This is a genomic window from Kosakonia sp. CCTCC M2018092, from assembly GCF_003864115.1.
Taxonomy (GTDB): domain Bacteria; phylum Pseudomonadota; class Gammaproteobacteria; order Enterobacterales; family Enterobacteriaceae; genus Kosakonia; species Kosakonia cowanii.
On record NZ_CP034225.1, the window covers coordinates 1,976,821 to 2,003,622 of the forward strand.

Sequence of the window (26,802 nt, forward strand, 5' to 3'; positions counted from 1 at the left end):
AAAAAAAAGGCCTCTCACTGTGAGAGGCCTTTTGCGTTCTGAGCAATCCGTTATTCGACGGTCAGAATGCGCGTGGTGTTAGTGGTACCGATGGTGCTCATCACGTCACCCTGCGTCACAATCACCAGATCGCCGGAGAGCAGGTAGCCTTTATCACGCAGCAGGTTCACTGCGTCGTTAGCCGCAGCAACGCCATCATTATGGCTGTCGAAATAGACCGGCGTCACGCCGCGATAAAGTGCGGTCAGGTTAAGAGTGCGCTCATGGCGGGAGAGGGCAAAAATCGGCAGGCCGGAGCTGATACGCGAGGTCATCAGCGCGGTACGCCCTGATTCAGTCATTGAGATGATCGCCGTAACGCCTTTTAGGTGGTTGGCGGCATACATCGCTGACATGGCAATCGCCTCTTCGACGTTGTCGAACTGAATATCGAGGCGGTGCTTGGAGACGTTAATGCTCGGGATCTTCTCTGCGCCCAGGCAGACACGCGCCATCGCGGCAACGGTTTCAGAAGGGTATTGCCCGGCGGCGGTTTCCGCTGAAAGCATCACCGCATCGGTGCCATCGAGCACGGCGTTCGCCACATCCATCACTTCCGCGCGGGTCGGCATCGGGTTAGTGATCATTGATTCCATCATCTGCGTGGCGGTGATCACCGCGCGGTTCAGCTGGCGCGCGCGGCGAATCAGCGCTTTCTGGATACCGACCAGTTCCGGGTCACCAATTTCAACGCCCAGATCGCCACGGGCAACCATCACCACGTCAGAGGCGAGGATCACATCGTCCATCGCATCCTGGCTACATACCGCTTCTGCACGCTCGACTTTGGCGACAATCTTCGCATCGCAACCTGCATCACGCGCCAGACGACGTGCATAGTTGAGATCTTCACCGCAGCGCGGGAAGGAGACGGCCAGATAATCGACGCCAATCAGCGCGGCGGTCACGATATCCGCTTTATCTTTATCGGTCAGCGCTTCTGCAGAGAGGCCGCCGCCCAGTTTGTTGATGCCTTTGTTGTTAGAGAGCGGGCCACCGACGGTCACTTCGGTGAACACCTTCATGCCCTGAACGTCCAGCACTTTGAGCTGCACGCGACCATCATCCAGCAGCAGGATGTCGCCCGGCACCACGTCAGCAGGCAGGCCTTTATAGTCGATGCCGACTTTCTCTTTATCGCCTTCACCTTTGCCAAGGTTAGCGTCGAGCAGGAATTTGTCGCCGATGTTAAGGAAAACCTTACCTTCCTTAAAGGTGGAGACGCGAATCTTCGGTCCTTGTAGATCGCCAAGGATAGCAACATGACGTCCCAGTTTTGCCGCAATCTCACGCACTTTGTCCGCACGTAATTTATGATCTTCCGGTGTTCCGTGTGAGAAGTTCATCCGCACCACGTTAGCGCCAGCAGCGATAACCTTTTCGAGGTTGTTATCGCGGTCGGTGGCCGGGCCTAAAGTGGTGACGATTTTGGTTCTGCGAAGCCTTCTGGACATGTAATACTCCGTTGACTGAAATAACGAGGTGTTGCGTGAACATGAATTCGGGTTACGCGCGCCGTGACAGGCAGGGCCGCTAACCGAATAGCGTAAGTAACTACCGTTTTTGTTATGGTCTCTTAATGATTATCGTCTTTGATAAGCAGTTCCTTATCAAAGCGCGATTCTTTGAGCGCTTCTTTGACTCGCTTCAAGTTATCCCGGAATTTCGCCCCGCGACGCAAAGTGAATCCGGTCGCCAGCACATCAATGACCGTCAATTGCGCTAGCCGGGACACCATCGGCATATAGATATCTGTATCTTCAGGGACATCCAGCGTGATAGCAAGGGTTGCTTCGCGCGCCAGCGGCGTTCCCGCTGAGGTCAGCGCAATCACCATGGCATCGTTTTCACGCGCCAGATGCGCCAGTTCTACCAGGCTTTTTGTGCGGCCGGTGTGGGAAATCAGCATAACGACGTCATCATCGCTACAATTCATACAGCTCATGCGTTGCAGCACAATGTCATCGGAGTAGACCACCGGCACGTTGAAGCGGAAAAACTTGTTCATCGCATCGTGGGCGACGGCCGCGGAAGAGCCCAGACCGAAGAAGGCGATTTTTTTCGCCTGCGTCAGCAGATCGACGGCGCGATTAACCGCTGCCATATCAAGGGACTGACGCACATGATCGAGGCTTGCCATTGCCGACTCGAAGATTTTGCCGGTATAGGCTTCTACACTGTCATCTTCATCGACATTTCGATTAACATAGGGCGTGCCGTTGGCGAGGCTCTGGGCCAGATGCAGTTTAAAGTCAGGGAAGCCGCGCGTATCGAGGCTGCGGCAAAAGCGGTTTACCGTCGGTTCGCTGACCTCCGCTTGTTGCGCAAGCGCGGCGATGCTGGAGTGGATAGCCAGCTGCGGCGCGGTGAGGATCACTTCCGCGACTTTTCGTTCTGATTTGCTAAGGTGTTCCAGTCGGGACTGGATTTTTTCCAGCATATTCATAGGCGTTAATGCGCTCCTGGTGAAACGATTACACTGATTGCGCGAATCGTTACGCAGTTTGCGTCGATATTACGCCTGCGCAGGGTAGAAAGGTAAGTGATACGCTGAAATGTTGTTGTTTTTTTTCATAACATGATCAGAGTCGGATTTTCGCCAGCGGCTGGTGGGCAAATAAGCCGCGCAAACGGCGCAAATATGCGCATTTTTCATGACAACCCAATAACGCACTTCCTGACAAGGCCTGATAGTTTCAGGAATTACGTAAAAGCAGTACAGTGCAGTGTAATAAAATTACAACTGAAGCGGATGACAGCTTCAGGATAGCTAACTGAGGAGAGTGACATGGCGGTAGTCCAAACAGCCCAGGCGTGTGACCTGGTCATTTTCGGCGCGAAAGGCGATCTCGCACGCCGGAAATTGCTGCCTTCCCTGTACCAGCTGGAAAAAGCCGGTCAAATTCATGATGAGACGCGGATTCTCGGGGTCGGCCGCGCCGACTGGGATAAAGCAGCCTACACCAAAGTGGTCCGTGAAGCGCTCGAAACCTTTATGAAAGAGAAGATCGACGAGAGCTTGTGGGACAAGCTGAGCGGTCGTCTCGATTTCTGCAATCTCGATGTTAACGACACTCCCGCCTTCAAACGCCTCGGCGCGATGCTGGATCAGAAAAACCGCACTACCATCAACTATTTCGCGATGCCGCCGGATACCTTTGGTGCCATCTGTAAAGGGCTGGGCGCCGCGAAACTTAACGCCAAACCGGCTCGCGTCGTGATGGAGAAACCGCTCGGTAACTCCCTTGAGACCTCCCGTCAGATCAACGATCAGGTGGGCGAGTATTTTGAAGAGTGCCAGGTTTACCGTATCGACCACTACCTCGGTAAAGAGACGGTGCTCAACCTGTTGGCGCTGCGTTTTGCCAACTCCCTGTTCGTCAATAACTGGGATAACCGCACCATTGATCACGTCGAAATCACGGTTGCGGAAGAGGTGGGTATCGAAGGGCGCTGGGGCTATTTCGACCAGGCCGGACAGATGCGCGATATGATCCAGAACCACCTGCTGCAGGTGCTCTGCATGATCGCAATGTCACCGCCGTCCGATCTCACTGCTGACAGTATTCGCGACGCGAAAGTGAAGGTGCTGAAATCCCTGCGCCGTATCGATCGTACCAACGTGCGTGAAAAAACCGTACGCGGTCAGTACACCGCCGGTTTCGCCCAGGGCAAGAAAGTGCCGGGCTACCTGGAAGAAGAGGGCGCGAACAAGTCGAGCCATACCGAAACATTTGTCGCGATCCGCGTGGATATCGACGACTGGCGCTGGGCGGGCGTGCCGTTCTACCTGCGCACCGGTAAACGTCTGCCAACCAAGTGTTCAGAAGTGGTGGTCTACTTCAAAAACCCGGAACTCAATCTGTTTAAAGAGTCCTGGCAGGAGCTGCCGCAGAACAAACTGACCATTCGCCTGCAGCCGGACGAAGGGGTGGATATCCAGATCCTCAATAAAGTGCCGGGGCTGGATCATAAACACAATCTGCAGACCACTAAGCTTGATCTGAGCTACTCCGAAACCTTCAACGAGACCCATCTGGCGGATGCTTACGAGCGCCTGCTGCTGGAGTCGATGCGCGGTATTCAGGCGCTGTTTGTACGCCGCGATGAAGTGGAAGAGGCGTGGAAATGGGTCGACTCCATTACCGAAGCCTGGGCTGCTGATAACGACTCACCGAAACCGTATCAGGCCGGCACCTGGGGCCCGGTAGCCTCGGTTGCGATGATCACCCGTGATGGCCGCTCCTGGAACGAGTTCGAGTAATCATCGGGATTCGTGTTGCGCAATTTTACCGGTAACATGATCTAACACAGCTCTGCGAACAATTTTTCTTTTTCAAAGCCCTGCTGGATTCACCAGCGGGGCTTTTTTTATTACACTGGCTGCAGTGATTTTGCCTTTGGGGCGCGGCGCTCGGGTGTTTTCAGCTTGTTACGCATAATGAAAAACACGGTTAGCGCGGTGTACCCGAACAGTTAAATTTCAGGAGCCTCTATGAATCCAGTAATGTTACGCGTAACAAATCGCATTATTGAACGTTCACGCGAAACCCGCTCAGCCTACCTCGCACGCATTGATCAAGCGAAAAGCAACACCGTGCGTCGTTCGACGCTCGCCTGCGGTAACCTGGCGCACGGTTTTGCTGCCTGCCAGCCTGAGGATAAAGCCTCGCTAAAAAGCATGTTGCGCAACAACATCGCCATCATCACCTCCTACAACGACATGCTCTCTGCGCATCAGCCATATGAAGTCTATCCCGACATTATTCGCAAAGCGCTGCACTCGGTGAATGCGGTCGGCCAGGTGGCGGGTGGCGTACCGGCAATGTGCGATGGCGTGACGCAGGGTCAGGATGGGATGGAGCTCTCGCTGCTGAGCCGCGAAGTGATCGCCATGTCCGCGGCGGTGGGGCTGTCACACAATATGTTCGACGGCGCGCTCTATCTTGGCGTTTGCGACAAAATTGTCCCGGGGCTGGCGATGGCGGCGCTGTCGTTTGGTCACTTGCCCGCGCTGTTCGTGCCGTCAGGCCCGATGGCGAGCGGCCTGGCTAACAAAGAGAAGGTGCGTATTCGCCAGCTCTACGCGGAAGGTAAAGTCGATCGCATGGCGCTGCTGGAGTCAGAAGCTGCTTCCTATCATGCCCCAGGCACCTGTACCTTTTACGGCACCGCCAACACCAACCAGATGGTGATTGAGTTTATGGGCATGCAGTTGCCCGGCTCCTCCTTTATTCATCCGGATGCACCGCTGCGTAAAGCGCTGACTGAAGCCGCTGCCCGCCAGGTAACGCGTTTGACCGGTAATGGCAACGAGTGGATGCCGCTCGGCAAAATGATTGATGAAAAAGTGGTAGTTAACGGCATCGTCTCCCTGCTGGCAACCGGCGGCTCTACAAACCACACTATGCACCTGGTGGCGATGGCGCGCGCGGCAGGCATTATCATCAACTGGGATGACTTCTCCGAACTCTCTGAAGTGGTGCCGCTGCTTGCCCGTCTCTACCCGAACGGCCCGGCAGACATCAACCACTTCCAGGCGGCGGGCGGTGTGCCGGTATTGATGCGTGAACTGTTGAAGGGCGGTTTACTGCATGAAGAGGTGAATACGGTGGCCGGTTTCGGTCTGACTCGCTACACCCAGGAACCGTGGCTCAACAATGGCGAACTCGACTGGCGTGAAGGCGCTGCTGCGTCGCTGGATGATTCGATTATCGCCACCATTGATAAACCGTTCTCGCAGCATGGCGGCACCAAAGTGCTGAGCGGCAACCTTGGGCGCGCGGTGATGAAAACCTCCGCCGTGCCGGTAGAGAACCAGGTTATTGAAGCGCCTGCGGTAGTGTTTGAGAGTCAGCATGACGTGTTACCGGCCTTTGAGGCGGGTCTGCTGGATCGTGATTGCGTGGTAGTGGTTCGTCACCAGGGGCCGAAAGCCAATGGCATGCCAGAATTACATAAACTGATGCCGCCACTTGGTGTATTATTGGACCGCCGTTTCAAAATTGCCTTAGTTACCGATGGACGGCTGTCAGGGGCATCAGGTAAAGTGCCGTCGGCAATCCATGTGACACCTGAAGCTTACGACGGTGGGTTGCTGGCAAAAGTGCGTGATGGCGACATTATCCGGGTTAACGGGCAGACAGGTGAGTTGACCCTGCTGGTTGCTGACAACGAACTTGCCGCACGTCAGCCGCATATTCCTGACCTTAGCGCGATGCGCGTGGGCACAGGCCGTGAAATGTTCGGCGCGCTGCGAGAGAAGCTCTCCGGCGCAGAGCAGGGCGCAACCTGTATCACTTTTTAAGACGACAAGATTTTATTCTGGCGAGAGAAAAGATTGATGAAAAACTGGAAAACAAGTGCAGAAGCCATCCTGAAAACCGGCCCGGTTGTACCGGTGATCGTGGTAAACAAACTGGAGCACGCTGTTCCGATGGCGAAAGCGCTGGTTGCAGGTGGCGTTCGCGTACTGGAAGTGACGCTGCGCACCCCATGCGCGATTGACGCTATCCGCGCTATTGCAAAAGAAGTTCCTGACGCCATTATCGGCGCTGGCACCGTGCTGAATCCGCAACAGCTGGCGGACGTTACCGAAGCGGGCGCGCAGTTCGCTATCAGCCCGGGGCTGACCGAGCCGCTGTTGAAAGCCGCCACCGAAGGCACCATTCCGCTGATCCCAGGGATCAGCACCGTTTCTGAACTCATGCTGGGCATGGATTACGGCCTGAAAGAGTTCAAATTCTTCCCGGCGGAAGCGAATGGCGGCACCAAAGCGCTGCAGGCGATTGCGGGCCCCTTCTCCCAGGTGCGTTTCTGCCCGACTGGCGGTATCTCTCCGGCTAACTACCGCGACTACCTGGCGCTGAAAAGCGTGCTCTGCATCGGCGGCTCCTGGCTGGTTCCGGCCGACGCGCTGGAAGCAGGCGATTACGATCGCATCACCAAACTGGCGCGCGAAGCCGTCGAGGGTGCGAAGCAGTAATCAGCAGGCGGGTATGAAACCCGCCTGATAACAAGCCCGGACGCACTGCGCACCGGGCTTTTTTTTATCCGTTGACCTGCACCGCGTTAGCTGAGGTCACCGCGCGGGCGACCGCACTCTCAACATCCTCGGCTATCGCCAGCGCCACGCCCAGACGGCGCGATCCTTCAATCTCCGGCTTGCCGAACAAGCGCAGCTGCACGCCTGCGTCAACGGCGTGGTGCAGATTATCAAAGGTGACGTTCTGGCTATGCAGGCGCGGCAAAATCACCGCAGAGGCGGCCGGGCCGTACTGGCGGATCGCGCCAACCGGCAGGCCTAAAAAGGCGCGTACATGCAGGGCAAACTCGGAGAGATGCTGCGAAATTAGCGTCACCATTCCCGTATCGTGCGGGCGCGGAGAGACTTCGCTGAAGATCACCTCATCGCCGCAGACAAAGAGTTCGACGCCGAACAGGCCATATCCGCCGAGGGCCAGGACTACCTCCCGGGCAATCTGTTGAGCGCGCTCAAGCGCGGTCGCCGACATCTGCTGCGGCTGCCAGGACTCACGATAATCACCATCCTCCTGGCGATGACCCACCGGCGCGCAGAAGTGGACACCATCTACCGCGCTAATGGTCAGCAGGGTGATCTCAAAATCAAACTTCACCACGCCTTCGACAATCACGCGACCAGCACCGGCGCGACCGCCCTGTTGCGCGTAGTTCCACGCGCTTGCCAACTGGTCGGCGGATTTAATAAAGCTCTGTCCTTTACCTGAGGAGCTCATCACTGGCTTCACGATACAGGGCAGGCCAATTTCGCTCACCGCGTGGCGGAAGCTCTCTTCGCTATCGGCAAAACGGTAGCTCGACGTGGGAAGCCGCAACTCCTCAGCCGCGAGGCGACGGATCCCTTCGCGGTTCATGGTCAGTTTTGTGGCGCGCGCGCAGGGAACCACACGCTGACCGGCCGCTTCCAGTTCAATCAGCGCATCGGTGGCGATGGCTTCGATCTCCGGCACGATAAAGTGCGGCTTCTCCTCGGCGACCAGCGCTTTTAGCGCTTCGCCATCCAGCATGTTAATCACATGGGATCGGTGTGCCACCTGCATCGCGGGCGCGTCAGGATAGCGGTCAACCGCAATCACTTCGATACCGAGCCGCTGACATTCGATAGCCACTTCTTTGCCCAGCTCGCCTGAGCCTAATAACATCACACGCGTGGCTGCCGGACGCAGCGCAGTTCCTAAAAGAGTCATAGCGAAGTACCATTAGAAAAAAGTGGGCGCAGTATAACGAAAACGTTTGCGTCTGTCTTTTTCACTTGCGGTGGTTTTTTCATCGCGCTATTATACTGTACAAATACACAGTAAAACGAGGCTGCATCATGGCGGTAGAAGTTAAATACGTAGTCATTCGCGAAGGTGAGGAAAAGATGTCTTTTGCCAGCAAAAAGGAAGCCGATGCTTACGACAAAATGCTCGACCTGGCGGAAGTGCTGGGCGACTGGTTAGGCACTGGTCCGGTAGCTCTGGAAGAGGAGACCCGTGAACGCATGGCGATGTGGCTCGCCGAGCAAAAAGATGCCCTTAACGGCATTCTGAAATCCGGCAAACTGCCCGACACAGAGAGCGAAGAGGGCGCACCCTCGGCAAAATCCGCTGACGATGAATCCTCTGACGCAGTCGATATTAAAAGCGCCAGTAAGCGGGCGAAAGTTGCCTGATCTTGCACCGCCGGCAATTTGTACCATGCTTTGAATGGGTATTAACCAGGAGATAAGCATGAAAATAGCAGGGGTAGTAACCGGTCTGTTTTTGCTGGCGGGCAGCATGGCGGCAGATGCCGCCGCACAGAAGGTGGTGAAGTTTCCTTCCTGTGAAGGACTTAACGCTGAGGGCATTTCCGCCAGCGTTAAGCGCGACTATCTGCAAAACCGCATTGTGCGTTGGGCAGACGATCAGAAAAAAATTGGTCAGGCGGATCCGGTGGTATGGATTAATCCGCAAGAGGTGACTGGCAAAGGTGATAAGTGGACGGTGCCGCTCACCGTGCGCGGTAAAAGCGCGGATATACACTACCGCGTAATGGTCGACTGTCCGGCGGGCAGCGCGGAGTACAAACCGCAGTCGTAGAGCCGAAATTTTCCTGATCTTTCCAGATACAGACACTTCCTGACATCCCCCTCGCTTACTCTTGCCTGACAACAGAGCTTAAGCGAGGGAAAATTATGAACTGGTTAAATCAATTACAGTCGCTGCTGGGTCAGAAAGGCGGTGCGTCGACCTCATCCTCCTCAGAAGGACAGGGGCTAAATAAACTTCTGATGCCGGGAGCGCTGGGCGGCCTTGCCGGTCTGCTGGTTGCCAACAAATCATCACGCAAATTGCTCGCCAAATATGGCACGGGCGCGCTGCTGGTGGGCGGCGGGGCGGTTGCCGGTACGGTGCTGTGGAATAAATATAAAGAACGTATTCGCGAAACCCATCAGGATGAGCCGCAGTTTGGGCAGCAGCAGTCGCCGCTGGATGTGCGCACCGAGCGCCTGATTCTGGCGCTGGTCTTTGCGGCGAAAAGCGACGGTCATATTGATGAGCAGGAGCAGGCGGCAATCGAGTCGCAACTGCGCGAAGCGGGCATTGAAGACCAGGGGCGTGAGCTTGTGGCGAAAGCGCTGGAGCAGCCCCTCGATCCGGCGCGGCTGGCGCAGGGCGTTAAAAATGAGGAGGAGGCGCTGGAGCTCTACTTCCTCAGCTGTGCGGTTATCGACATCGATCACTTTATGGAGCGCAGCTATCTTAACGCGCTGGGCGATGCGCTGAAGGTGCCGCAGGACGTCCGCGAGGGCATCGAACAGGATCTTCAGCAGCAAAAACGCGCCCTTACATCCTGAGGGCGATAACGTTTCGCTTGCAACGCGCGTTTGTTTTGCCACCCTTATAGGTATGGAAAACAGAAAAAAGATAAGTGCTATGTTGCCGAAAGCAAAACAGATCCCCCACGCCATGACCGTTCATGGCGATACCCGCGTCGATAATTACTACTGGCTGCGGGACGACACGCGCTCCCAGTCAGAGGTGCTTGATTACCTGCATCAGGAGAATGACTACGGACGGGAGGTGATGGCCTCCCAGCAAGCCCTGCAGGATGACCTGTTGCAGGAGATCATCTCCCGTATTCCTCAGCGCGAAGTCTCCGCGCCCTATATTCGTAACGGCTATCGTTACCGGCACATTTATGAGCCGGGCAATGAATACGCCATCTATCAGCGCCAGTCGGTGCTCAGCTCTGAATGGGACGACTGGATAACTCTTCTCGATGCCAACCAGCGCGCCTCGCACAGCGAGTTCTACACCATGGGTGGCCTCGACATCTCTCCCGACAACACCATTATGGCGCTGGCGGAGGATTTCCTCTCAAGGCGGCAGTATGGTTTACGTTTTCGCAATCTGGAGACCGGCAACTGGTATCCGGAGGTGCTGGATAACGTCTCGCCAGATTTTGTCTGGGTGAACGACTCCGAGACCGTCTACTACGTGCGTAAACATGCCACGACGCTGCTCCCTTATCAGGTCTGGCGGCACACGGTCGGCTCGCCGATGCAGCAGGATGAACTGGTTTACGAAGAGAAAGATGACACCTTTTATGTGGGGCTGAGCAAAACTACCTCGCAGCACTACATCACCATTCACCTTGCCAGTGCCACCACCAGCGAAGTGTTGCTGCTTGACGCGGAACTGCCGGATGCACAGCCGCTTTGCTTTTTACCGCGGCGCAAAGAGCATGAGTACAGCCTCGATCACTACCAGCACACCTTCTATCTGCGCTCCAACCGCGATGGCAAAAACTTCGGCCTCTATCGCACCAAAGTGCGCGATGAGCGGCGCTGGGAAGCGCTAATCCCTGCCCGCGATCACATTATGCTCGAAGGCTTCACGTTGTTTACCGACTGGCTGGTGGTTGAAGAGCGACAGCGCGGTCTGACAAGCCTGCGGCAGATCAACCGTAAGACGCGGGAAGTGGTCGGCATCGCTTTTGACGATCCGGCTTACGTCACCTGGCTTGCCTACAATCCCGAGCCGGAAACCTCGCGGCTGCGCTACGGTTACTCCTCAATGACCACGCCAGATACCTTGTTCGAGCTGGATATGGACACCGGCGAGCGGCGCGTGCTGAAGCAGACGGAAGTGGCGGGCTTTGATGCGGGCGACTATCGCAGTGAGCATCTTTGGGTGGTGGCACGGGACGGCGTGGAAGTGCCCGTCTCGCTGGTATACAACCACAACCATTTCCGCAAAGGCGAAAACCCACTGCTGGTCTACGGCTACGGCTCCTACGGGGCGAGTATTGATGCCGACTTTAGCAGCAGCCGCCTGAGCTTGCTGGATCGCGGCTTTGTCTGCGCGATAGCGCATATTCGCGGCGGCGGCGAGCTGGGTCATACCTGGTACGAAGAGGGCAAGTTCCTTAAAAAGCAAAATACCTTCAATGACTTTATTGATGTCACCGACAGTTTGCTGGAGCAGGGCTACGGCTCGCCGCAATACTGTTATGCAATGGGCGGCAGCGCGGGCGGCATGCTGATGGGCGCGGTGATCAATATGCGTCCCTCCCTCTATCATGGCGTAATCGCCCAGGTGCCCTTTGTTGATGTGGTGACCACCATGCTCGATGAGTCGATCCCGTTAACGACCGGCGAGTTCGAGGAGTGGGGCAATCCGCAGGATGAGATTTACTATCACTATATGAAGGGTTACAGCCCGTACGACAATATTGGCGCGCACCCCTATCCGCATATGCTGGTGACCACCGGCCTGCATGATTCACAGGTGCAGTACTGGGAGCCAGCAAAATGGGTGGCGAAACTGCGGGAATACAAGACCGACGATAATCTGCTGCTGCTCTGCACTGATATGGATTCCGGGCACGGCGGTAAATCGGGGCGTTTTAAATCCTATGAAGGCGTGGCGCTGGAGTACGCGTTTCTGATCGCGCTGGCGCAGGGGACGCTGCCCGGCAAAGGGTAATTACCCCTCGCCAAGGTAGTGTTTGAGTGTTAAACGCAGCTCCGGGCTCATGCTGTTAAGGTTGTTAAACAGCCAGCGCAAGTAGCCCGGATCGCGGTCAGCGATCTCGGCAACCGGTTTGCCGCGGTATTTACCAAAGGTAAAAGTGGTCATCAGCGCCGGGCGTCCGGTGATGGTGGCCATCTGCTCTGCTGTCCAGCCAGAGACCTGCATAATGTCAATCAGCAGGGCGGCGGTGATATAGCAATCATAGAGCGCGCGGTGGTGATGCAAACCGGCAGGCGTTTCTACGCTGAGCTTGCGCGAGTTATAGAGCGCCATATTGCTGTATTTGATCCCCGGCCATAAACGACGCGCCAGCTTCATGGTGCAGATCCACTCACCGGACATCTCTGGCAGCACGCGGCGGTCAAAGCTGGCATTGTGTGCCACATACCACTCGCTGCCGTGATAATAGGGGACTACCTCTTCGATCCACGGCTGATCCGCCACCATCGCTTCTGTGATGCGGTGGATGGCCATCGCCTGCGGGCTGATGGGGCGATCCGGGCGAACCAGGTGGCTCTGCGGGTTCACGATTTTTCCGTCGACCACGTCCACCGAGGCGATCTCGACGATACCTCCCTGCAAATCGCAGGTTTCTGTATCGATAACACGTAACATAGTCGGCTCCATTATTTCACTTTCGGCTCATAGGGGAGGCGAGAGAGCGAGACGGAGGCCAGCCGGTGGGCAATCAGACGCTCGCGAAACCAGCCGCGCAGATGTTCGGGTTGTTCGCGCTCAACCGCTTCGGCAATCACCGGCATATTGTAGCGCTCTTTGAAGGCAACCCCGGCGGCGGCCAGATCGACATTCACCTTATCCATCTCTTCTTGTTCGAGCTGCGCAAGATTGGTCATTATGATGTTCTCCTCAGTTCAGGCGGCAAAAGTTACTAAGGCTGTCGCAGAAAGACAAGCGTGGCGGCGATGAGACTCGACTCAACTATTGTACAGGTTTATCCTCTATATCGTATGCATAACAAAAAGGAATGATTCTATGCTTATCTCCCCGACGCAGCGCTTACGCGCTTTTGCCCTCATTACCACACTTTTTGTCGCCCCGGCGGTGCTGGCGCATGCCCACCTCAAAGGGCAGTACCCGGCTGCGGATGCCGATGTGACGGCGGCACCGCAGGCATTAACGCTCAACTTTTCAGAAGGGATTGAGCCTGCCTTCAGCGGTATTAAAGTGACAGACGCGCAGCAGAAGCCGATCAAAACCGGGGCGGTAAAGCGCAACGAAAAAGATAAGACCCAGATGATTGTGCCGCTTGAACAGCCCCTGACTTCTGGGAAGTACACCGTCAGCTGGCAGGTGGTCTCGGTCGACGGCCATAAAACTCACGGGCAATACAGTTTTTCTGTGAAGTAACATGCTGTCATCGCTCTTTGTCGGGCTGCGCTTTCTCCACTTCGCCGCCCTGATGCTGTTATTTGGCAGCGCGCTGTTCAGCGCCTGGTTGACCCCGCACGATTTGCGCCGGACACTTACCCAACACTTCCTGCCGCTCCAGCGCGTCTGCCTGATTTTGACAGCATTGAGCGCGCTGTTTCTCTATGCGGTGCAGGGCGGGATGATGGCTGGCGGCTGGCCGGAGGTGTGGCAGCCCGCGATATGGCGCGCGGTTGTTGGTACGCAGGCAGGCTCGCTGCTGGCCTGGCAAATCTTCCTCGCGCTACTGACCCTCTTTGCCGGGCTGTTGCAGCCAGCGCAGCAAAGAAAGCTGCTGCTGTTAACGACGCTGCAGTTTCTGCTGGCGGCGGGCCTCGGTCACGCAGCGATGCGCGAAGGGATTGCCGGTGTACTGCAACACCTCAATCATGCACTGCATCTGCTGTGCGCGGCGATGTGGCTGGGCGGCCTGCTGCCGGTGCTGTTTTGCATGCAGCTGACGCGTGAGGGGAGCCAACCTGCGGCTATCGGCGCGATGATGCGCTTCTCCCGTTATGGTCACCTGGCGGTGGCGGGCGTTATCCTTACCGGCATGGTTAATGCAGTGTTGATTCAGGGGCTGGCGTGGCCGTGGCAGAGCGCCTGGGGGCGCATGCTGTTGCTCAAATGTGCGCTTGTCGCGTTGATGGTGGCAATCGCGCTTGTGAACCGGTATGTTCTGGTGCCACGCTTGAGCCTGGGCGATATAAGTGCGCGGCAGCGCTTTATAACGTTAACGCGGGCAGAATTGATAATCGGTGCGCTGGTGCTGGCGGCGGTAAGCCTGTTTGCCACCTGGGAGCCTTTTTGAATAAATCTGGTGAAAAGAATGAAAAAGAGTGTGATTGCAGTATTAATGCTGACCAGCTCAGCCGCCGCGCTGGCTGCGCCGCAGGTGATAACCGTCAGCCGGTTCGAGGTTGGCAAAGAGAAATGGGCCTTCAATCGCGAAGAGATAATGCTGACCTGCCGACCGGGCAATGCCCTGTTCGCCATCAATCCCAGCACGCTGGTGCAGTATCCGCTCAATGATATCGCGCAGAAGCAGGTCGACAGTGGGAAAAGCACCGGTCAGCCGATCAGCATCATTCAGGTTGACGACCCAGAACACCCCGGCCAGAAAATGAGCCTCGCCCCCTTTATCGAGCGCGCAAAATCCCTCTGCACGGGCTGATGAAAATCGCCTGATACAGCATAAAAAAACGCAGGTCCGGTTAACACCGCCTGCGTTTTTTTATGATAAACGTGACAATTACCGGATTTTTCTGACCACATTTGTCGCGGACTGGAAAAGCTGGTGTCGTCATCTATTCTTAAGATGCAAGGCGACTAAGCCTGCATTAATGCCAACTTTTAGCGCACGGCTCTCTCCCAAGAGCCATTTCCCTGGACCGAATACAGGAATCGTATTCGGTCTTTTTTTATCTCTCTGAAATATGGCGTTTAATCCGTGGGTGTCTAAATGTTTCCTGAAATCTCCTGAAAACGCCATATTCTGTTTGAACCATAACACAATCAGATAAGCAGGCGTCTTGCTAATTACAATGTATTTATGACCAGGTAAAATCTCAATGCTGTATTAATTGCATGTCTCCAGTCTGCTTAACTTGTTGAATTTTACTGTAAATTTCTTTTTTGTATCTTAAAAGATAATAGAATTACAAGATGCTTCGACAAAATCTTTTGTACAGTTACTCGTGTAATGCTTTCATCGGTTTATTATTTTAAATCAAGTTGTTAACTCTAAAACTTTGCCAGCGAAACTTTTTCTTCCATAGCGATTAGAGTATTCTTCTGTCACGTGTCAAATTAAGGAGAATAGAATGAAGGAGTTAAGTGGCGCAGCTTGGGTGAATAAGTTTGAAGGTAGCACCTCGACTCAAACATTAAGCTACCCCTTTCGTACAAATGTTGAGCAGTTTTTGGCGGCTCTTAATGACGCTGGAGCAAGGGTAACGATAGCAGCTACGCTTCGACCGCCTGAAAGAGCTTACCTTATGCACTGGTGCTGGAAAATAAGCCGAGGATTAGTTCGCGCTGCGGACGTGCCAGCGATGGACGGCGTAGAAATTGAATGGGACCATGGAAACGATGCAAAGAGTCTGCGTGAAGCCAATGCAATGGTAGCAGCTTATGGGATGACAGGATTGAACGTTGCTCCGGCATTACGTAGCCGACATACGGAGGGCAGCGCGATAGATATGAATATTTCCTGGACTGGCGATCTGCACATCACTGACAAAAATAATAATGAAGTCATAATTAGAACGCCCCCCAGAGATGGAATGAATACAGAACTTCATCAAATAGGTCGTAGTTATGATGTCATTAAATTTCATGGTGGTGCCAGGGATAAACCTCATTGGTCAACGGACGGGAGATAAAATGAAAAAATTTATGATAGCAGCGGGATTAGTGTTACTCACAGTAAGTTGTACTTCTGCGCAGGCTGATGATATGCAGGCGGATATCAAAGCGTTTCAGGCCAATGCTGAAAACTGTCAGTATCTAGCCGGTGAATGGGATAGCTCATTACCTAAGAGCCGACAAAAAGAGATTGAAGTCGAAGTGGATAAATACTGCAATCTTGCGCGTAAGCAGCAAGAGCAGCTTAAAAAGAAATATAAAAGTAGCAAGCAAGTGGAAGAGGTCATCTCGCAGTACGATCTTTAATGACAGCACATTATCGGTTCTCATTACTGTAACCCCCTGGCGACGATGATAGTTCACGATGTCGCCAGGAAATCAGTTCTTTCATTCAAAAGATATCTTAAAACCCTTCTCCGTTTTTATTATGAGTATGCAGTTCAAATTACGACGGCCTTCCACCGCACGTTATGTTCGAACATTCCCATGACTCGTTACTACTGTCATCTTGTTTAATCCTGCAGATGACAATTTCTTTTTTCGCAACCCTACTCTCAAAACGCTCAATCGTTTAGGGGAAGTATGTCGCCTGTTTTCTATACTGAAAAGGGGGGAGTGATTATGTATCAACGTATCGACGGCGCGCAGTGGCGGCATATCTGGCTGGTCGGCGATCTGCACGGCTGCTATCAACGCTTGATGCATGCGCTGCGGGAGCGTCACTTCGACCCTTATGAGGATCTGCTGATCTGCGTCGGCGACCTGATTGACCGCGGCCCGCAGAGTTTGCAGTGCCTGGCGCTGCTTAATCAGCGCTGGTTTATTACCGTGCGCGGCAATCATGAACAGATGGCCATCGACGCCCTGCGGGAAAACAACCGTGCGCTATGGCAGATGAACGGCGGCGGCTGGTTTGCAAAGCTTAGCGAAGAGGAGCAACAGCAGGCGCTTGATGCCCTGCACAAATGTGCGCAGTTGCCCTATATTCTTGAGCTTCAGACATCCGGCGGGCTGAATGTTATTGCCCACGCCGATTATCCGGCCAGTGAGTATGGCTGGCAAAAAGAGGTGGATAGCGAGTCGGTGCTGTGGCGGCGGGAGCGGCTTAACCAGCTTCTGTACGGGAAAGGGGAACGCATTATGGGGGCGGATGACTTCTGGTTTGGGCATACGCCGCTAAAAACGCGCTTCGATGCCCATAACCAGCACTATATCGACACCGGCGCGGTGTTCGGCGGTGAGTTAACGCTGGTGCAATTGCAGTAGTTAAAAGTCGCTATAGTCGCGCGCCGGATGCCAGAAGCCATCGATAAAATCTTCTACGGGAAAACAACCGCCGTGACGCATACGCTGATCGTCCATCGCAGCCAGGCACTGTTGCTCACTATTAAAGACATCAACCACGATGTCGTCACATCCACCGTCCAGGTAGCAAACAAATAAGACCAGCGCGAACATTCCATCCTCGGTTCTGTACAACGTAACGATAAGTGTAGGGGATGAATGGGGGCAGGGGAAATCAGGCAGGTAAATAACCCGTCTCACGGACGGGTTCCCATAGGATCAGGCAAGGCGCATGATCCAGGTATCAGACTGCTCGTCATAGTGTTCGCGATAAAGGACAGAATGCTCGCCGTTAAGGATCGCAGGAATGCTGGTTTCCGCGTCCCAGGCATCAAGCTGCATACATAAATCGGGGTCTGAACTGCATGGAATATGCAGTTTGCGCTCACCCTGACTCTCTCCCTGCAACTCGGCATCATCGATTTCGAATGCGCCAATGCGCACGCTGGTTTTCGTCATAATGCTCTCCGTCGATCGTTAAAATGTGGTACGACCAGTAAAGCCGCCCACATTTCAGCCTGGTACAACAGCCGGAAAGTCGCCAGTCAAAAAATGCGTTTTTTATGCGCTCCGTCACGCCTTGCCAGCGAAAAGCTGACCGTCGCGAACCAGCTCGCGCGGGTAGCTATTTTTCAGCCGTGAACCCACTTTTTTCGCAAGCCCCAGCGCCTGCCCCTGGAAGGTCACAATCGCTTCATCCCCGGCTGGCAAGGCCTGCGGGTAGATATCGCGGCCCCGATACCACTCTTCCGCTTCCTCTGACGTCAGCTCAAAGGCCAGCGGATTATTATCACCTGCCAGGGCGATCACCGCCTCATGCTGCCAGCGGTAGCCCTTGTTATGGGTCTCCGCGAGGCGCATGCCGAGGCGGGAAAAGCGGACTTTTCCGATCAGATCTTCAATGGCAGCAGGGAATAACCAGATCTCTTTATCACGCTGCCACAGACGCAGAGAGTCGCCCCAGCGTAAGCCGACCTCAGCCGCTGCGGCGGTAACGGCAGCACATTCGCGCGCTTTCAGTGGCGCAAACGGAAATTGACCGACTTTGTAGGTCGGGGCCGGTAAGCGCTCTACCGCTGCGGTTTTACGCAACCGGGCGACGAAGAAACCTTCGCAGTCAAAAATTTGTGGAAAGACATGCAGAAACCCCTCTGCCGTCAGCGCCTGCTCTGCGCCGTCGAACAGCTTGCCGAGCGGTTCGAACTCAACGGCATCAGGATACTGCTGCGCTAACCAGTGGCAGACGGCTTCGTTTTCGTCGCGGTTAAGCGTGCAGGTGGAGTAGACCAGCACGCCGCCGGGACGCAGGGCATGAAAGGCGCTGTCGATAAGCTCGCGCTGGGTGGCGGCAATCTCCAGGTTGCTGGCGTGGGACCAGTTTTTCAGCGCATCGGCATCTTTGCGCACTACCCCTTCGCCGGAGCAGGGCGCATCCAGCAGAATGGCGTCAAACATTTCGGGTAACGCAGCACCAAACACGCGGCCGTCGAAATGGGTCAACGCCACATTCTGGATGCCACAGCGGCTGATATTCGCATGCAGCACTTTTACCCGGCTGGCAGAGAACTCATTCGCAAGGATGGCACCCTGATTCCCCATCCGGGCGGCAATCTGCGTGGTTTTCGAACCCGGCGCAGCGGCGACGTCCATCACGCGTAGCGGCATCGCTTCCCCGGCAAATAGCGCGGCAACGGGCAGCATTGAGCTCGCTTCCTGGATGTAAAACAGGCCGCTCAGATGCTCCGCCGTGCTGCCTAAAGGCAGGCTCTCCTCCTCGTCGCGCTCGATCCAGAAGCCCTCCGCGCACCACGGCACCGGGGTTAACTGCCAGCCATAGGGCGCGACCAGCGAAAGGAAGTCATCGACGGAAATTTTCAGCGTATTGACGCGAATACTGCGGCGCAGCGGGCGCTGGCAGGCGGCAATAAACTCATCAAAATCGAGATGCTCAGGCATCGCCAGGCGCATCTGGGCGAGAAATTCTTCAGGAAGGTAAACAGCGTTTTGAGCCACGGGGCGCCCCAGAAGGAAAAAAAGAGGCGCGCAGTGTAGCATAAAGGCTCCGGCGCGGGCACGCCGGAGCACTCAGGTTAACGTGGTAGCGCGGTACCCCACTGCCGCCACTCTTTTGGTTCGCTCTCCAGCAGCAAGAAGTGTTTGCCCGGCTGCGCTTTCGGTGCCAGCGGCGTTTCCGGTGGCGTCGCGAAGGCGATCCCGCCGCGAATAAACTGATTAAAGGTGCCGGTTTTCACCACCCCGCCGGTCAGGCCAAAGTCCAGCGTATAACCGGAGGCTAACCAGAAGACCGAGTTATTGCGCACCAGATGCTGGTAACGCTTACTGACGCGCATGGCGATCATCACGCGGTCGGAGAGGGTACCCAGCGCAAGGCCGGTCACCGTTCCCACTTCAATACCGCGGAACAGCACCGGTGTGCCGATATTCATTGAACCCACTTCCGGCGCTTCAACCACAATGTTCAACCCATCAAGGTAACGGGAATCAGTAATTGTCGCTTCGGCGAGTTCGAAATCGCGGCGCGCATCGCCATGCCCAGGCTCAACGTTGATATAGGGTTGCAGGATAGTGTCGAGATGCTCAACACCACCGGCGGAGATCTGCGGCGTGATCACCGAGAAGCGCGATCCGGCGCGGGCGAAGTTGCGCACATATTCCGGGTAGAGCACGGCGCTGGCCTGCACTTCGTTTTTATCCGTCAGCAGGCGAAGCTCCTGCACCTGGCCGATATCAATGCCGAGGTAGCGAATTGGCATCCCTTCTGCCAGCTTGCCGGCGTCAAAAGCATGCAGGGTGATCTGGCCGCCGACGGCGCGCGCTTCGGTTTCCGAGGCGTAAAGAATACGCTTATCGCCTTTACGCAAGCGGGCACCCGCACCGCTAAGGTTGTCGAAGCTGATGGCGCCCTTAATCGCGCGCGAAAGCGGTGAAGCCTGCACGGTTAATCCGCTACCATTAAGCTGCACCTTCGCGCCGCCCTCTGCCCAGAAGACGCTGTCGGCGGTAAGCAGGTTGCGATACTCCGGTTTGATATGCAGATCGATATCAAAGGCATTGGCGCGTGGGCGCACGGTGATCACTTCACCCACTTCAAATTTACGATAGAGCACGACCGAACCCGCCTGCACATCCGGCAGCGTATCCGCCGTCAGCGTCAGGGTGGTGGTGGGCAGATCGCTAAGGCTGTTCTCCAGCGCTTTATCAAGGTTGGCGAAGAGCGGGTAGGTGGGTTTCATCTCCCCTTTATCACCCGGAAGAATGCGGATGCCGCCGCTGATCCACTCACTGGCGCTGGCTGCAAGGAACTCAACGCCATCCAGCCCCAGTTTCACATCCACACGGCTGTTGACCACAAACTTGCTGTCACCATGCACCAGATCGCGATATTGCGGATCGATGGCCACGGCAAACGAGACGCCTTTGCTGGTCAGCTTACGCTCCAGCACCTGGCCGACCTGCACACCGTGCAGCACCAGCGGCTGCCCGGCATCAATGCCATAACTCTCCGGCGCGGTGAGCGTCAGGGTGATGACGCCCGGCTCCTGCAGCAGGTTTTTATCCGCGGGCAGCACAACGAACTGATCGCGCGGCTGGCCTTCGCCGGGAATCAGCTCCAGCGTGCTGCCGGTCAGCAGGGAGCTGAGATTGGTATTGCTCAGGGAGACTTTCGGGTTGCGCATCTCAATGCGCGTATTATCACGCAGCAGATTGACCACGCCCGGATCGACGGTCAGCTCACCGGTTACTTTGCCACCCGGATTAAGGGTGATGTCCGTCAGTTCACCCACTTCCAGCCCCTGATACATCAGCGGCGTTGAGCCGGCTTTCAGCCCCTGGCCGCTCGGCAGATCGAGCTTGATGAGCACGCCGCGCTGGCTGTGAGCCAGATCTTTGTATAGCCCAAATTCATCATCGGCTGCTGCGGGTGCCGAGTTATCCGGCGAGTCGAAGGCGATAGCGCCATTAACCAGTGCCGCCAGGCTCTCCAGCTCCACTTTCGCGCCGCTAAGACCGACGTCTGCTTTCATACCGGAGATGTTCCAGAAGCGGCTGCCTTTTTTCACCAGATTGGTAAAGCGGCGCTCAATCAGCACATCCACCGTGACGCCCTGTTTATTTTTGTTGATGGCGTAGTCATATACGCGACCAACCGGGATCTTGCGGAAATAGACCAGCGAGCCGCTGTTGAGCGAACCGAGATCCGGCGCGTGCAGATGAATCATCAAGTCGCCATTATTGAGGCGGTATTTCGGCTGCGTGTCGAGGGCGGTGAAGTGATCCTGCGGTTCACCTTTGCCTGGCATCATACCGATGTAGTTACCGCCGACCAGCGCATCCAGCCCCGAAACGCCCGCCAGCGATGCTTTCGGCGTCACCAGCCAGAACTGCGTCTCGTTGCGTAGCGCATCTTTCATATCGGCTTTGATGCTGGCGCGGACCTGAATCTTCTTCAGATCGTCGCTCAGGCTAATATCCTGCACCGTGCCGACTTCCACCCCCTGATAGCGAATGGGCGTACGTCCGGCGACGATGCCGTCAGCGGACATAAAGTCGATGGTGATTGTGTTGGCGCGATCTTCATAGCTACTCCAGACCAGCCAGCCGGCGATCAGCAAAGCGATCACTGGCAGCAACCAGAACGGTGAAATGCGTCGTTTTGTTTTAATGCGCGCTTCAGTCGGCGAAGCGTGGTTTTCCTGACTCATGTGCATCCCAAAGTAAGCGGCTGTCCAGCCATTCCACAGCAAGAATAGTCAAAATAACCGCCGCGCCGAAATAAAACGCAGCGGGTCCCATAGTAAAGGCGAGGAGCTGGTCGCGATTGATCAGTGACATTGTCAATGAGATGACAAACAGATCGAGCATCGACCAGCGCCCAATCCAGGTCACAAAGCGCAGAAGAAGGATGCGAGTGCGTAGCCCCTGTTCAAATTTGAAATGAATACTGACCAGCAAAGTGAACAGTACGATCACTTTGGTAAACGGCACCAGAATACTGGCGATAAAAACGATCCCCGCCACGGCGATATTGCTGTTACCGAGGGAAATAATGCCCGACATAATGGTATCGGCCTGCCGCGAACCGTTGATGTAGACCACCGAAATCGGCAGCAGGTTAGCGGGCAGCAGAAAAATCATCGAAGCAATCAGCGCCGCCCAGCACTTCTGCAGGCTGTGTCGGCGGCGATATCGCAGCGGAATATGGCAGCGTGGGCATCTGCCGCGGGCATCAGGCAAGCCGGTGAAGTGGCAGCCGAGGCAGGCGCGCAGCTGCGGGTCGGGGCGCTTAGCCGGGCGCTGCGGGTAAAAACGCTCCCACAGTTGCTCGACGTTCAGATGGATAAGCGTCATCACGCTAAGAATGGTTAACGCCACAAAAGCGACAAGCCCGACGCCGGGCTGCAGGTAAGCGTAATCCTGCACTTTGATCGAGGCGACGCCGATACCAACCAGATAGATATCCAGCATCACCCACTCTTTCAGGCGCTCAAGCATCAGCAACACCGGGCGCAGATTCATCCCAAGTCGGTTGCCGAACCATAAATAGGCGATTGCACTGACCAGCACCAGCGGCGCGCCAACGGTACAGAAGAGCACCATCGCCCCGGTAAGCGCATCGCCCTGGGCGGTCATTTGCCAGATCCCCTGCAACAGGTTGGCGTCAATACGCACGCCCAGCAGGTAAAAGTGGAGCAGCGGTTCGCCCCAGGCAAAAGGCATCAGCATCAGCATCGTCACCGCCATAGCAGCGAGACGGGTTAATGACCAGTCGCGTCCATCGCGGATCTTGGCATCGCAGCAGGGACAAAATGCACTTTGGTGCGATTTCATAACCGGTAACGCAAAAAGCGTATCGCATTGCGGGCAGCGCTGATAATGTGCCCGTGGCAAAGCTTCGCCGACATGATGGATCGCAATTTTTTTGTTAAGCGAAATGTGTTGTATCTTTAGTGCCATCGGTCGGATCAGAAAAGGGTTAGATGCATCTATATTAACTCATGATGAGAACATCTTGAGCATCAACGCATTTAATGCTTATTTTATTAGGCTTAGCCGTTTACTCAGTAAGACACCAAAGTGGTTGGATAATGAACAAAGCAGAGTTTTACGCGGACTTAAACCGCGATTTTCAGGCATTAATGGCAGGTGAAACCAGTTTTTTAGCGACGTTGTCTAATACCAGCGCGCTGCTGTTTGAACGTCTGGATGGGGTCAACTGGGCCGGTTTCTATTTACTGGAAGGCGACACGCTGGTGTTAGGGCCGTTCCAGGGCAAAATCGCCTGTGTTCGCATCCCTGTCGGGCGCGGTGTCTGTGGTAGCGCGGTGGCGCAAAACCGTGTGCAGCGGGTTGAAGACGTTCATCAATTTGACGGGCATATCGCCTGCGATGCGGCCAGCAACTCTGAAATTGTGCTGCCGATCACAGTAAGTGGTCAGATCATTGGCGTGCTGGACATCGACAGCGTCGAATTTTCGCGCTTTAGCGAAGAGGATGAAAAGGGCCTGCGCGAGCTGGTTTCTCATCTGGAACAGTGCCTTGCGGCAACCGATTATCAAAAATTCTTTGCGACTGTCGCAGGATAATCAACGGATAACGTAGCATTTACTGTTAGCGTCATTATAATGACGCCTGTTCATGCCTGCGCTTGTTGGCAACGTCCGTTGTAATCAGGAAATTTCATGGAAAATCAACCTAAGTTGAATAGCAGTAAAGAAGTGATCGCTTTTTTGGCCGAACGTTTCCCTCACTGTTTCAGTGCTGAAGGCGAGGCACGCCCCCTGAAAATCGGTATCTTTCAGGATTTAGTGGCGCGTGTTGAGGGTGAGATGAATCTCAGTAAAACCCAGCTTCGTTCCGCTTTACGTCTTTATACTTCGAGCTGGCGTTACCTGTACGGTATCAAAGCTGGCGCGACGCGTGTCGATCTCGACGGCAATGCCTGTGGCGTGCTGGATGAGCAACACGTTGAGCATGCCCGCAAGCAGCTTGAAGAAGCGAAAGCCCGTGTTCAGGCGCAACGCGCTGAACAGCAAGCCAAAAAACGTGAAGCTGCCGCTGCTGCTGGTCAGGAAGACGCACCGCGTCGTGAGCGCAAACCTCGTCCGGCTCCGCGCCGTAAAGAGGGCGCAGAACAACGCAAGCCTCGCGCCGATAAGCCGGCGGCTAAACCGCAGCGCGAACGTGCACCTCAGCAGGAAGAGCGCCATACGCCAGTTTCTGACATCTCCGTGCTGAGCGTGGGTCAGGACCTGAAAGTGAAAGCGGGTAATAACGCGATGAGCGCAACCGTGCTTGAAATCACCAAAGACGGCGTTCGCGTACAGCTTAGCTCGGGTATGTCGATGATTGTACGCGCAGAACATCTCTTGTTCTGAAACGGAGGCCTGGCCTGGCATGAACACTTTGTTTAAGCGCACAGCGTTGGCAGGCCTGTTATTCGTAACAGGCCACGCCCTGGCTGTGGAAGATATTACCCGGGCCGATCAAATCCCGGTGTTAAAAGAAGAGACGCAGCACGCCACGGTGAGCGAGCGCGTCACTTCGCGTTTCACTCGCTCCCACTACCGCCAGTTCGATCTGGACAACGCCTTCTCTGCGAAGATTTTCACCCGCTATCTTAATCTGCTTGATTACAGCCACAACGTCCTGCTGGCCAGCGACGTTGAGCAGTTCTCGCAGAAGAAAAATGAGATTGGTGACGAGCTGCGCAGCGGCAAGCTGGACGTCTTTTACGACCTCTACAATAAAGCGCAGCAGCGCCGTTTTGAGCGCTACCAGTATGCGCTTAAAGTGCTGGAGCGGCCGATGGATTTCACCGGTAACGACTCGTTTAACCTCGATCGCAGCAAAGCACCATGGCCTAAAGATGAGGCCGAGCTGAATGCGCTGTGGGACAGCAAGGTTAAATATGACGAACTGAGCCTTAAGCTCACCGGTAAAGATGAGAAAGAGATCCGCGAGACCCTCTCTCGTCGCTATAAGTTTGCCATTCGCCGTCTGGCGCAAACCAACAGCGAAGATGTATTCTCGCTGGCGATGACCGCCTTTGCGCGTGAAATCGATCCGCACACCAACTACCTGTCGCCGCGCAATACCGAGCAGTTCAACACTGAAATGAGCCTCTCGCTTGAGGGGATTGGTGCGGTGCTGCAGGGCGATGATGACTATACGGTCATCAACTCAATGGTTGCCGGTGGTCCGGCGGCGAAGAGCAAAGCCATTAGCGTCGGCGATCGCATCGTTGGTGTCGGTCAGACCGGGCAGAATATGGTCGATGTGATCGGCTGGCGTCTTGACGACGTCGTTGCGCTGATTAAAGGGCCGAAAGGCAGCAAAGTGCGTCTTGAGATCCTGCCTGCGGGCAAGGGGACGAAAACGCGCATTGTGACGCTGACGCGCGAGCGCATCCGTCTTGAAGATCGCGCAGTGAAAATGTCCGTTAAAACTGTCGGCAAAGAAAAAGTCGGCGTGCTGGATATTCCTGGCTTCTACGTTGGCCTGACCGATGACGTGAAAGTGCAGCTGCAAAAGCTGGAAAAACAGAACGTCAAGAGCGTGATTATCGATCTGCGTGCTAACGGTGGCGGGGCGCTGACGGAAGCCGTTTCGCTCTCCGGCCTGTTTATCCCGTCCGGCCCGGTAGTGCAGGTACGCGATAATAACGGCAAAGTGCGTGAAGATAGCGATACCGACGGCGTGGTCTACTACAAAGGGCCGCTGGTGGTGCTGGTTGACCGCTTCAGCGCCTCGGCATCAGAGATTTTTGCGGCAGCCATGCAGGATTATGGCCGCGCGCTGATTGTCGGCGAACCGACTTTCGGTAAAGGCACCGTGCAGCAGTACCGCTCCCTTAACCGTATCTACGATCAGATGTTGCGCCCGGAATGGCCAGCGCTGGGTTCGGTGCAGTACACCATCCAGAAATTCTATCGTGTGAACGGCGGCAGTACGCAGCGTAAAGGCGTAACGCCGGATATCATCATGCCGACCGGCACGCAGGTGACGGAAACCGGGGAGAAATTCGAGGATAACGCACTGCCGTGGGACAGCATTAATGCTGCCACTTTTGTGCGCGCCGGCGATTTGAAACCTTTCGGTCCTGAGCTGCTGAAAAAGCACGATGAGCGTATCGCCAAAGATCCTGAGTTCCAGTACATCAATAAGGACATTGCGCGTTTTGAAGCCCTGAAAGCGAAACGCGATATGGTCTCGCTGAACCTGGCGCAGCGTGAAAAAGAGAATGCTGAGGATGATGCTATTCGTCTTTCGCGTCTCAACGATCGCTTCAAGCGCGAAGGTAAGCCGCCGCTGAAGAAGCTGGACGATCTGCCCAAGGATTATCAGGAGCCGGATCCCTATCTTGATGAGACGGTGCATATCGCGCTCGATCTCGCGCATCTTGAAAAAGATCAGCCCGCGGAATCAACCGCGTCTGCTAAGTAACTCCTCCCAACAGGCACAAGAAATTGTGCCTGTTTTTTTAACAACCTCCCATCCTCGTAAGCATCCTGCTACAAAGTGTAAAGTTGTGTTTTTCTCGTGACTTACGCAGCATTGT

General features: G+C 55.2%; 26 protein-coding genes. 16 read left to right on the forward strand and 10 right to left on the reverse strand.

Going from position 1 to position 26,802, the window contains the following annotated elements; genetic code table 11:
- Positions 1-50: 50 nt before the first annotated feature.
- Both pyk and EH164_RS09455 read right to left on the reverse strand, forming a co-directional pair.
- Positions 51-1,493: a pyruvate kinase gene (pyk, locus tag EH164_RS09450; RefSeq protein WP_023480062.1), complete on the reverse strand. Its 1,443-nt coding sequence runs from the start codon at positions 1,491-1,493 to the stop codon at positions 51-53.
- A gap of 122 nt (positions 1,494-1,615) precedes the next feature.
- Positions 1,616-2,485 carry a MurR/RpiR family transcriptional regulator gene (locus tag EH164_RS09455; RefSeq protein ID WP_023480183.1) on the reverse strand — a complete coding sequence of 290 codons (870 nt, stop codon included), beginning with the start codon at positions 2,483-2,485 and terminating at the stop codon, positions 1,616-1,618.
- A gap of 342 nt (positions 2,486-2,827) precedes the next feature.
- On the opposite strand from EH164_RS09455, the gene zwf reads away from it, so the two are divergent.
- The 3 genes from zwf (at position 2,828) to kdgA (ending at position 7,024) form a co-directional block, all read left to right on the forward strand.
- Complete coding sequence (gene zwf / locus EH164_RS09460; RefSeq protein WP_023480117.1) at positions 2,828-4,303, forward strand: glucose-6-phosphate dehydrogenase; 1,476 nt, start codon at positions 2,828-2,830, stop codon at positions 4,301-4,303.
- A gap of 231 nt (positions 4,304-4,534) precedes the next feature.
- Positions 4,535-6,346, forward strand: a complete 1,812-nt coding sequence (gene edd, locus EH164_RS09465; protein WP_124968048.1) for a phosphogluconate dehydratase — start codon at positions 4,535-4,537, stop codon at positions 6,344-6,346.
- A 36-nt stretch (positions 6,347-6,382) separates the two neighbouring features.
- Positions 6,383-7,024, forward strand: coding sequence for a bifunctional 4-hydroxy-2-oxoglutarate aldolase/2-dehydro-3-deoxy-phosphogluconate aldolase (gene kdgA, locus EH164_RS09470; protein WP_124968049.1), 642 nt, complete (start codon positions 6,383-6,385; stop codon positions 7,022-7,024).
- Between the two features lie 64 nt (positions 7,025-7,088).
- On the opposite strand, the gene purT is transcribed toward kdgA, so the two are convergent.
- On the reverse strand, positions 7,089-8,267 hold the full coding sequence (purT, locus tag EH164_RS09475; RefSeq protein WP_124968050.1) for a formate-dependent phosphoribosylglycinamide formyltransferase: 1,179 nt from the start codon (positions 8,265-8,267) through the stop codon (positions 7,089-7,091).
- A 128-nt stretch (positions 8,268-8,395) separates the two neighbouring features.
- Here purT and EH164_RS09480 point away from each other — a divergent pair, with 128 nt between their 5' ends.
- The 4 genes from EH164_RS09480 to ptrB all read left to right on the forward strand — a co-directional run bounded on the left by EH164_RS09480 (position 8,396) and on the right by ptrB (position 12,035).
- The gene (locus EH164_RS09480) at positions 8,396-8,734 is read left to right on the forward strand and encodes a YebG family protein (RefSeq protein WP_124968051.1); all 339 of its coding nucleotides are present in this window, start codon (positions 8,396-8,398) and stop codon (positions 8,732-8,734) included.
- 58 nt (positions 8,735-8,792) lie between these two features.
- Entirely contained in the window at positions 8,793-9,143 is a 351-nt protein-coding gene (gene yebF / locus EH164_RS09485) for a protein YebF (RefSeq protein WP_124968052.1), read from the forward strand.
- Between the two features lie 92 nt (positions 9,144-9,235).
- On the forward strand, positions 9,236-9,901 hold the full coding sequence (locus tag EH164_RS09490; protein ID WP_124968053.1) for a tellurite resistance TerB family protein: 666 nt from the start codon (positions 9,236-9,238) through the stop codon (positions 9,899-9,901).
- 79 nt (positions 9,902-9,980) lie between these two features.
- Entirely contained in the window at positions 9,981-12,035 is a 2,055-nt protein-coding gene (gene ptrB / locus EH164_RS09495; RefSeq protein WP_124968054.1) for an oligopeptidase B, read from the forward strand.
- On the opposite strand, the gene exoX is transcribed toward ptrB, so the two are convergent.
- Entirely contained in the window at positions 12,036-12,698 is a 663-nt protein-coding gene (exoX, locus tag EH164_RS09500; protein ID WP_023480129.1) for an exodeoxyribonuclease X, read from the reverse strand.
- A gap of 11 nt (positions 12,699-12,709) precedes the next feature.
- Positions 12,710-12,940, reverse strand: coding sequence for a DNA polymerase III subunit theta (locus EH164_RS09505; RefSeq protein WP_034813210.1), 231 nt, complete (start codon positions 12,938-12,940; stop codon positions 12,710-12,712).
- A gap of 136 nt (positions 12,941-13,076) precedes the next feature.
- Between EH164_RS09505 and yobA the strand changes: the two genes are divergently transcribed.
- From yobA to pphA, 6 genes are all read left to right on the forward strand, one after another.
- Positions 13,077-13,451: a CopC domain-containing protein YobA gene (yobA, locus tag EH164_RS09510; RefSeq protein ID WP_124968055.1), complete on the forward strand. Its 375-nt coding sequence runs from the start codon at positions 13,077-13,079 to the stop codon at positions 13,449-13,451.
- Between the two features lies 1 nt (position 13,452).
- Positions 13,453-14,322 (forward strand): copper homeostasis membrane protein CopD, encoded by an 870-nt coding sequence (gene copD / locus EH164_RS09515; protein WP_124968056.1) that lies wholly within the window; start codon positions 13,453-13,455, stop codon positions 14,320-14,322.
- Between the two features lie 18 nt (positions 14,323-14,340).
- Positions 14,341-14,685 carry a YebY family protein gene (locus EH164_RS09520; RefSeq protein ID WP_124968057.1) on the forward strand — a complete coding sequence of 115 codons (345 nt, stop codon included), beginning with the start codon at positions 14,341-14,343 and terminating at the stop codon, positions 14,683-14,685.
- A 649-nt stretch (positions 14,686-15,334) separates the two neighbouring features.
- A complete protein-coding gene (locus EH164_RS22580) occupies positions 15,335-15,895 on the forward strand; it encodes a peptidoglycan-binding domain-containing protein (RefSeq protein ID WP_164483611.1) in 561 nt (186 codons plus the stop codon).
- A 1-nt stretch (position 15,896) separates the two neighbouring features.
- Entirely contained in the window at positions 15,897-16,184 is a 288-nt protein-coding gene (locus EH164_RS09535; protein ID WP_370277169.1) for a hypothetical protein, read from the forward strand.
- A gap of 315 nt (positions 16,185-16,499) precedes the next feature.
- Positions 16,500-17,144, forward strand: coding sequence for a protein-serine/threonine phosphatase (pphA, locus tag EH164_RS09540; RefSeq protein WP_124968059.1), 645 nt, complete (start codon positions 16,500-16,502; stop codon positions 17,142-17,144).
- Here pphA and EH164_RS09545 read toward each other — a convergent pair whose 3' ends face one another.
- The 5 genes from EH164_RS09545 to yebS form a co-directional block, all read right to left on the reverse strand.
- Positions 17,145-17,336 (reverse strand): YebW family protein, encoded by a 192-nt coding sequence (locus EH164_RS09545; protein ID WP_023480173.1) that lies wholly within the window; start codon positions 17,334-17,336, stop codon positions 17,145-17,147. It abuts the gene before it with no gap.
- A gap of 105 nt (positions 17,337-17,441) precedes the next feature.
- Complete coding sequence (locus tag EH164_RS09550; protein WP_023480127.1) at positions 17,442-17,681, reverse strand: YebV family protein; 240 nt, start codon at positions 17,679-17,681, stop codon at positions 17,442-17,444.
- Positions 17,682-17,795: 114 nt separating this feature from the next.
- A complete protein-coding gene (gene rsmF, locus EH164_RS09555; RefSeq protein WP_164483612.1) occupies positions 17,796-19,235 on the reverse strand; it encodes a 16S rRNA (cytosine(1407)-C(5))-methyltransferase RsmF in 1,440 nt (479 codons plus the stop codon).
- Positions 19,236-19,312: 77 nt separating this feature from the next.
- Positions 19,313-21,946: a PqiB family protein gene (locus EH164_RS09560; protein WP_164483613.1), complete on the reverse strand. Its 2,634-nt coding sequence runs from the start codon at positions 21,944-21,946 to the stop codon at positions 19,313-19,315.
- Entirely contained in the window at positions 21,915-23,198 is a 1,284-nt protein-coding gene (gene yebS / locus EH164_RS09565) for a membrane integrity lipid transport subunit YebS (RefSeq protein WP_124968062.1), read from the reverse strand. The genes EH164_RS09560 and yebS overlap by 32 nt, the downstream gene beginning before the upstream one ends.
- 131 nt (positions 23,199-23,329) lie before the next feature.
- On the opposite strand from yebS, the gene EH164_RS09570 reads away from it, so the two are divergent.
- The 3 genes from EH164_RS09570 (at position 23,330) to prc (ending at position 26,687) form a co-directional block, all read left to right on the forward strand.
- Positions 23,330-23,827 carry a GAF domain-containing protein gene (locus EH164_RS09570; protein ID WP_054803637.1) on the forward strand — a complete coding sequence of 166 codons (498 nt, stop codon included), beginning with the start codon at positions 23,330-23,332 and terminating at the stop codon, positions 23,825-23,827.
- 96 nt (positions 23,828-23,923) lie between these two features.
- On the forward strand, positions 23,924-24,619 hold the full coding sequence (proQ, locus tag EH164_RS09575) for an RNA chaperone ProQ (RefSeq protein WP_023480122.1): 696 nt from the start codon (positions 23,924-23,926) through the stop codon (positions 24,617-24,619).
- Between the two features lie 19 nt (positions 24,620-24,638).
- Positions 24,639-26,687 (forward strand): carboxy terminal-processing peptidase, encoded by a 2,049-nt coding sequence (gene prc / locus EH164_RS09580; protein WP_094419639.1) that lies wholly within the window; start codon positions 24,639-24,641, stop codon positions 26,685-26,687.
- Positions 26,688-26,802: the final 115 nt, after the last annotated feature.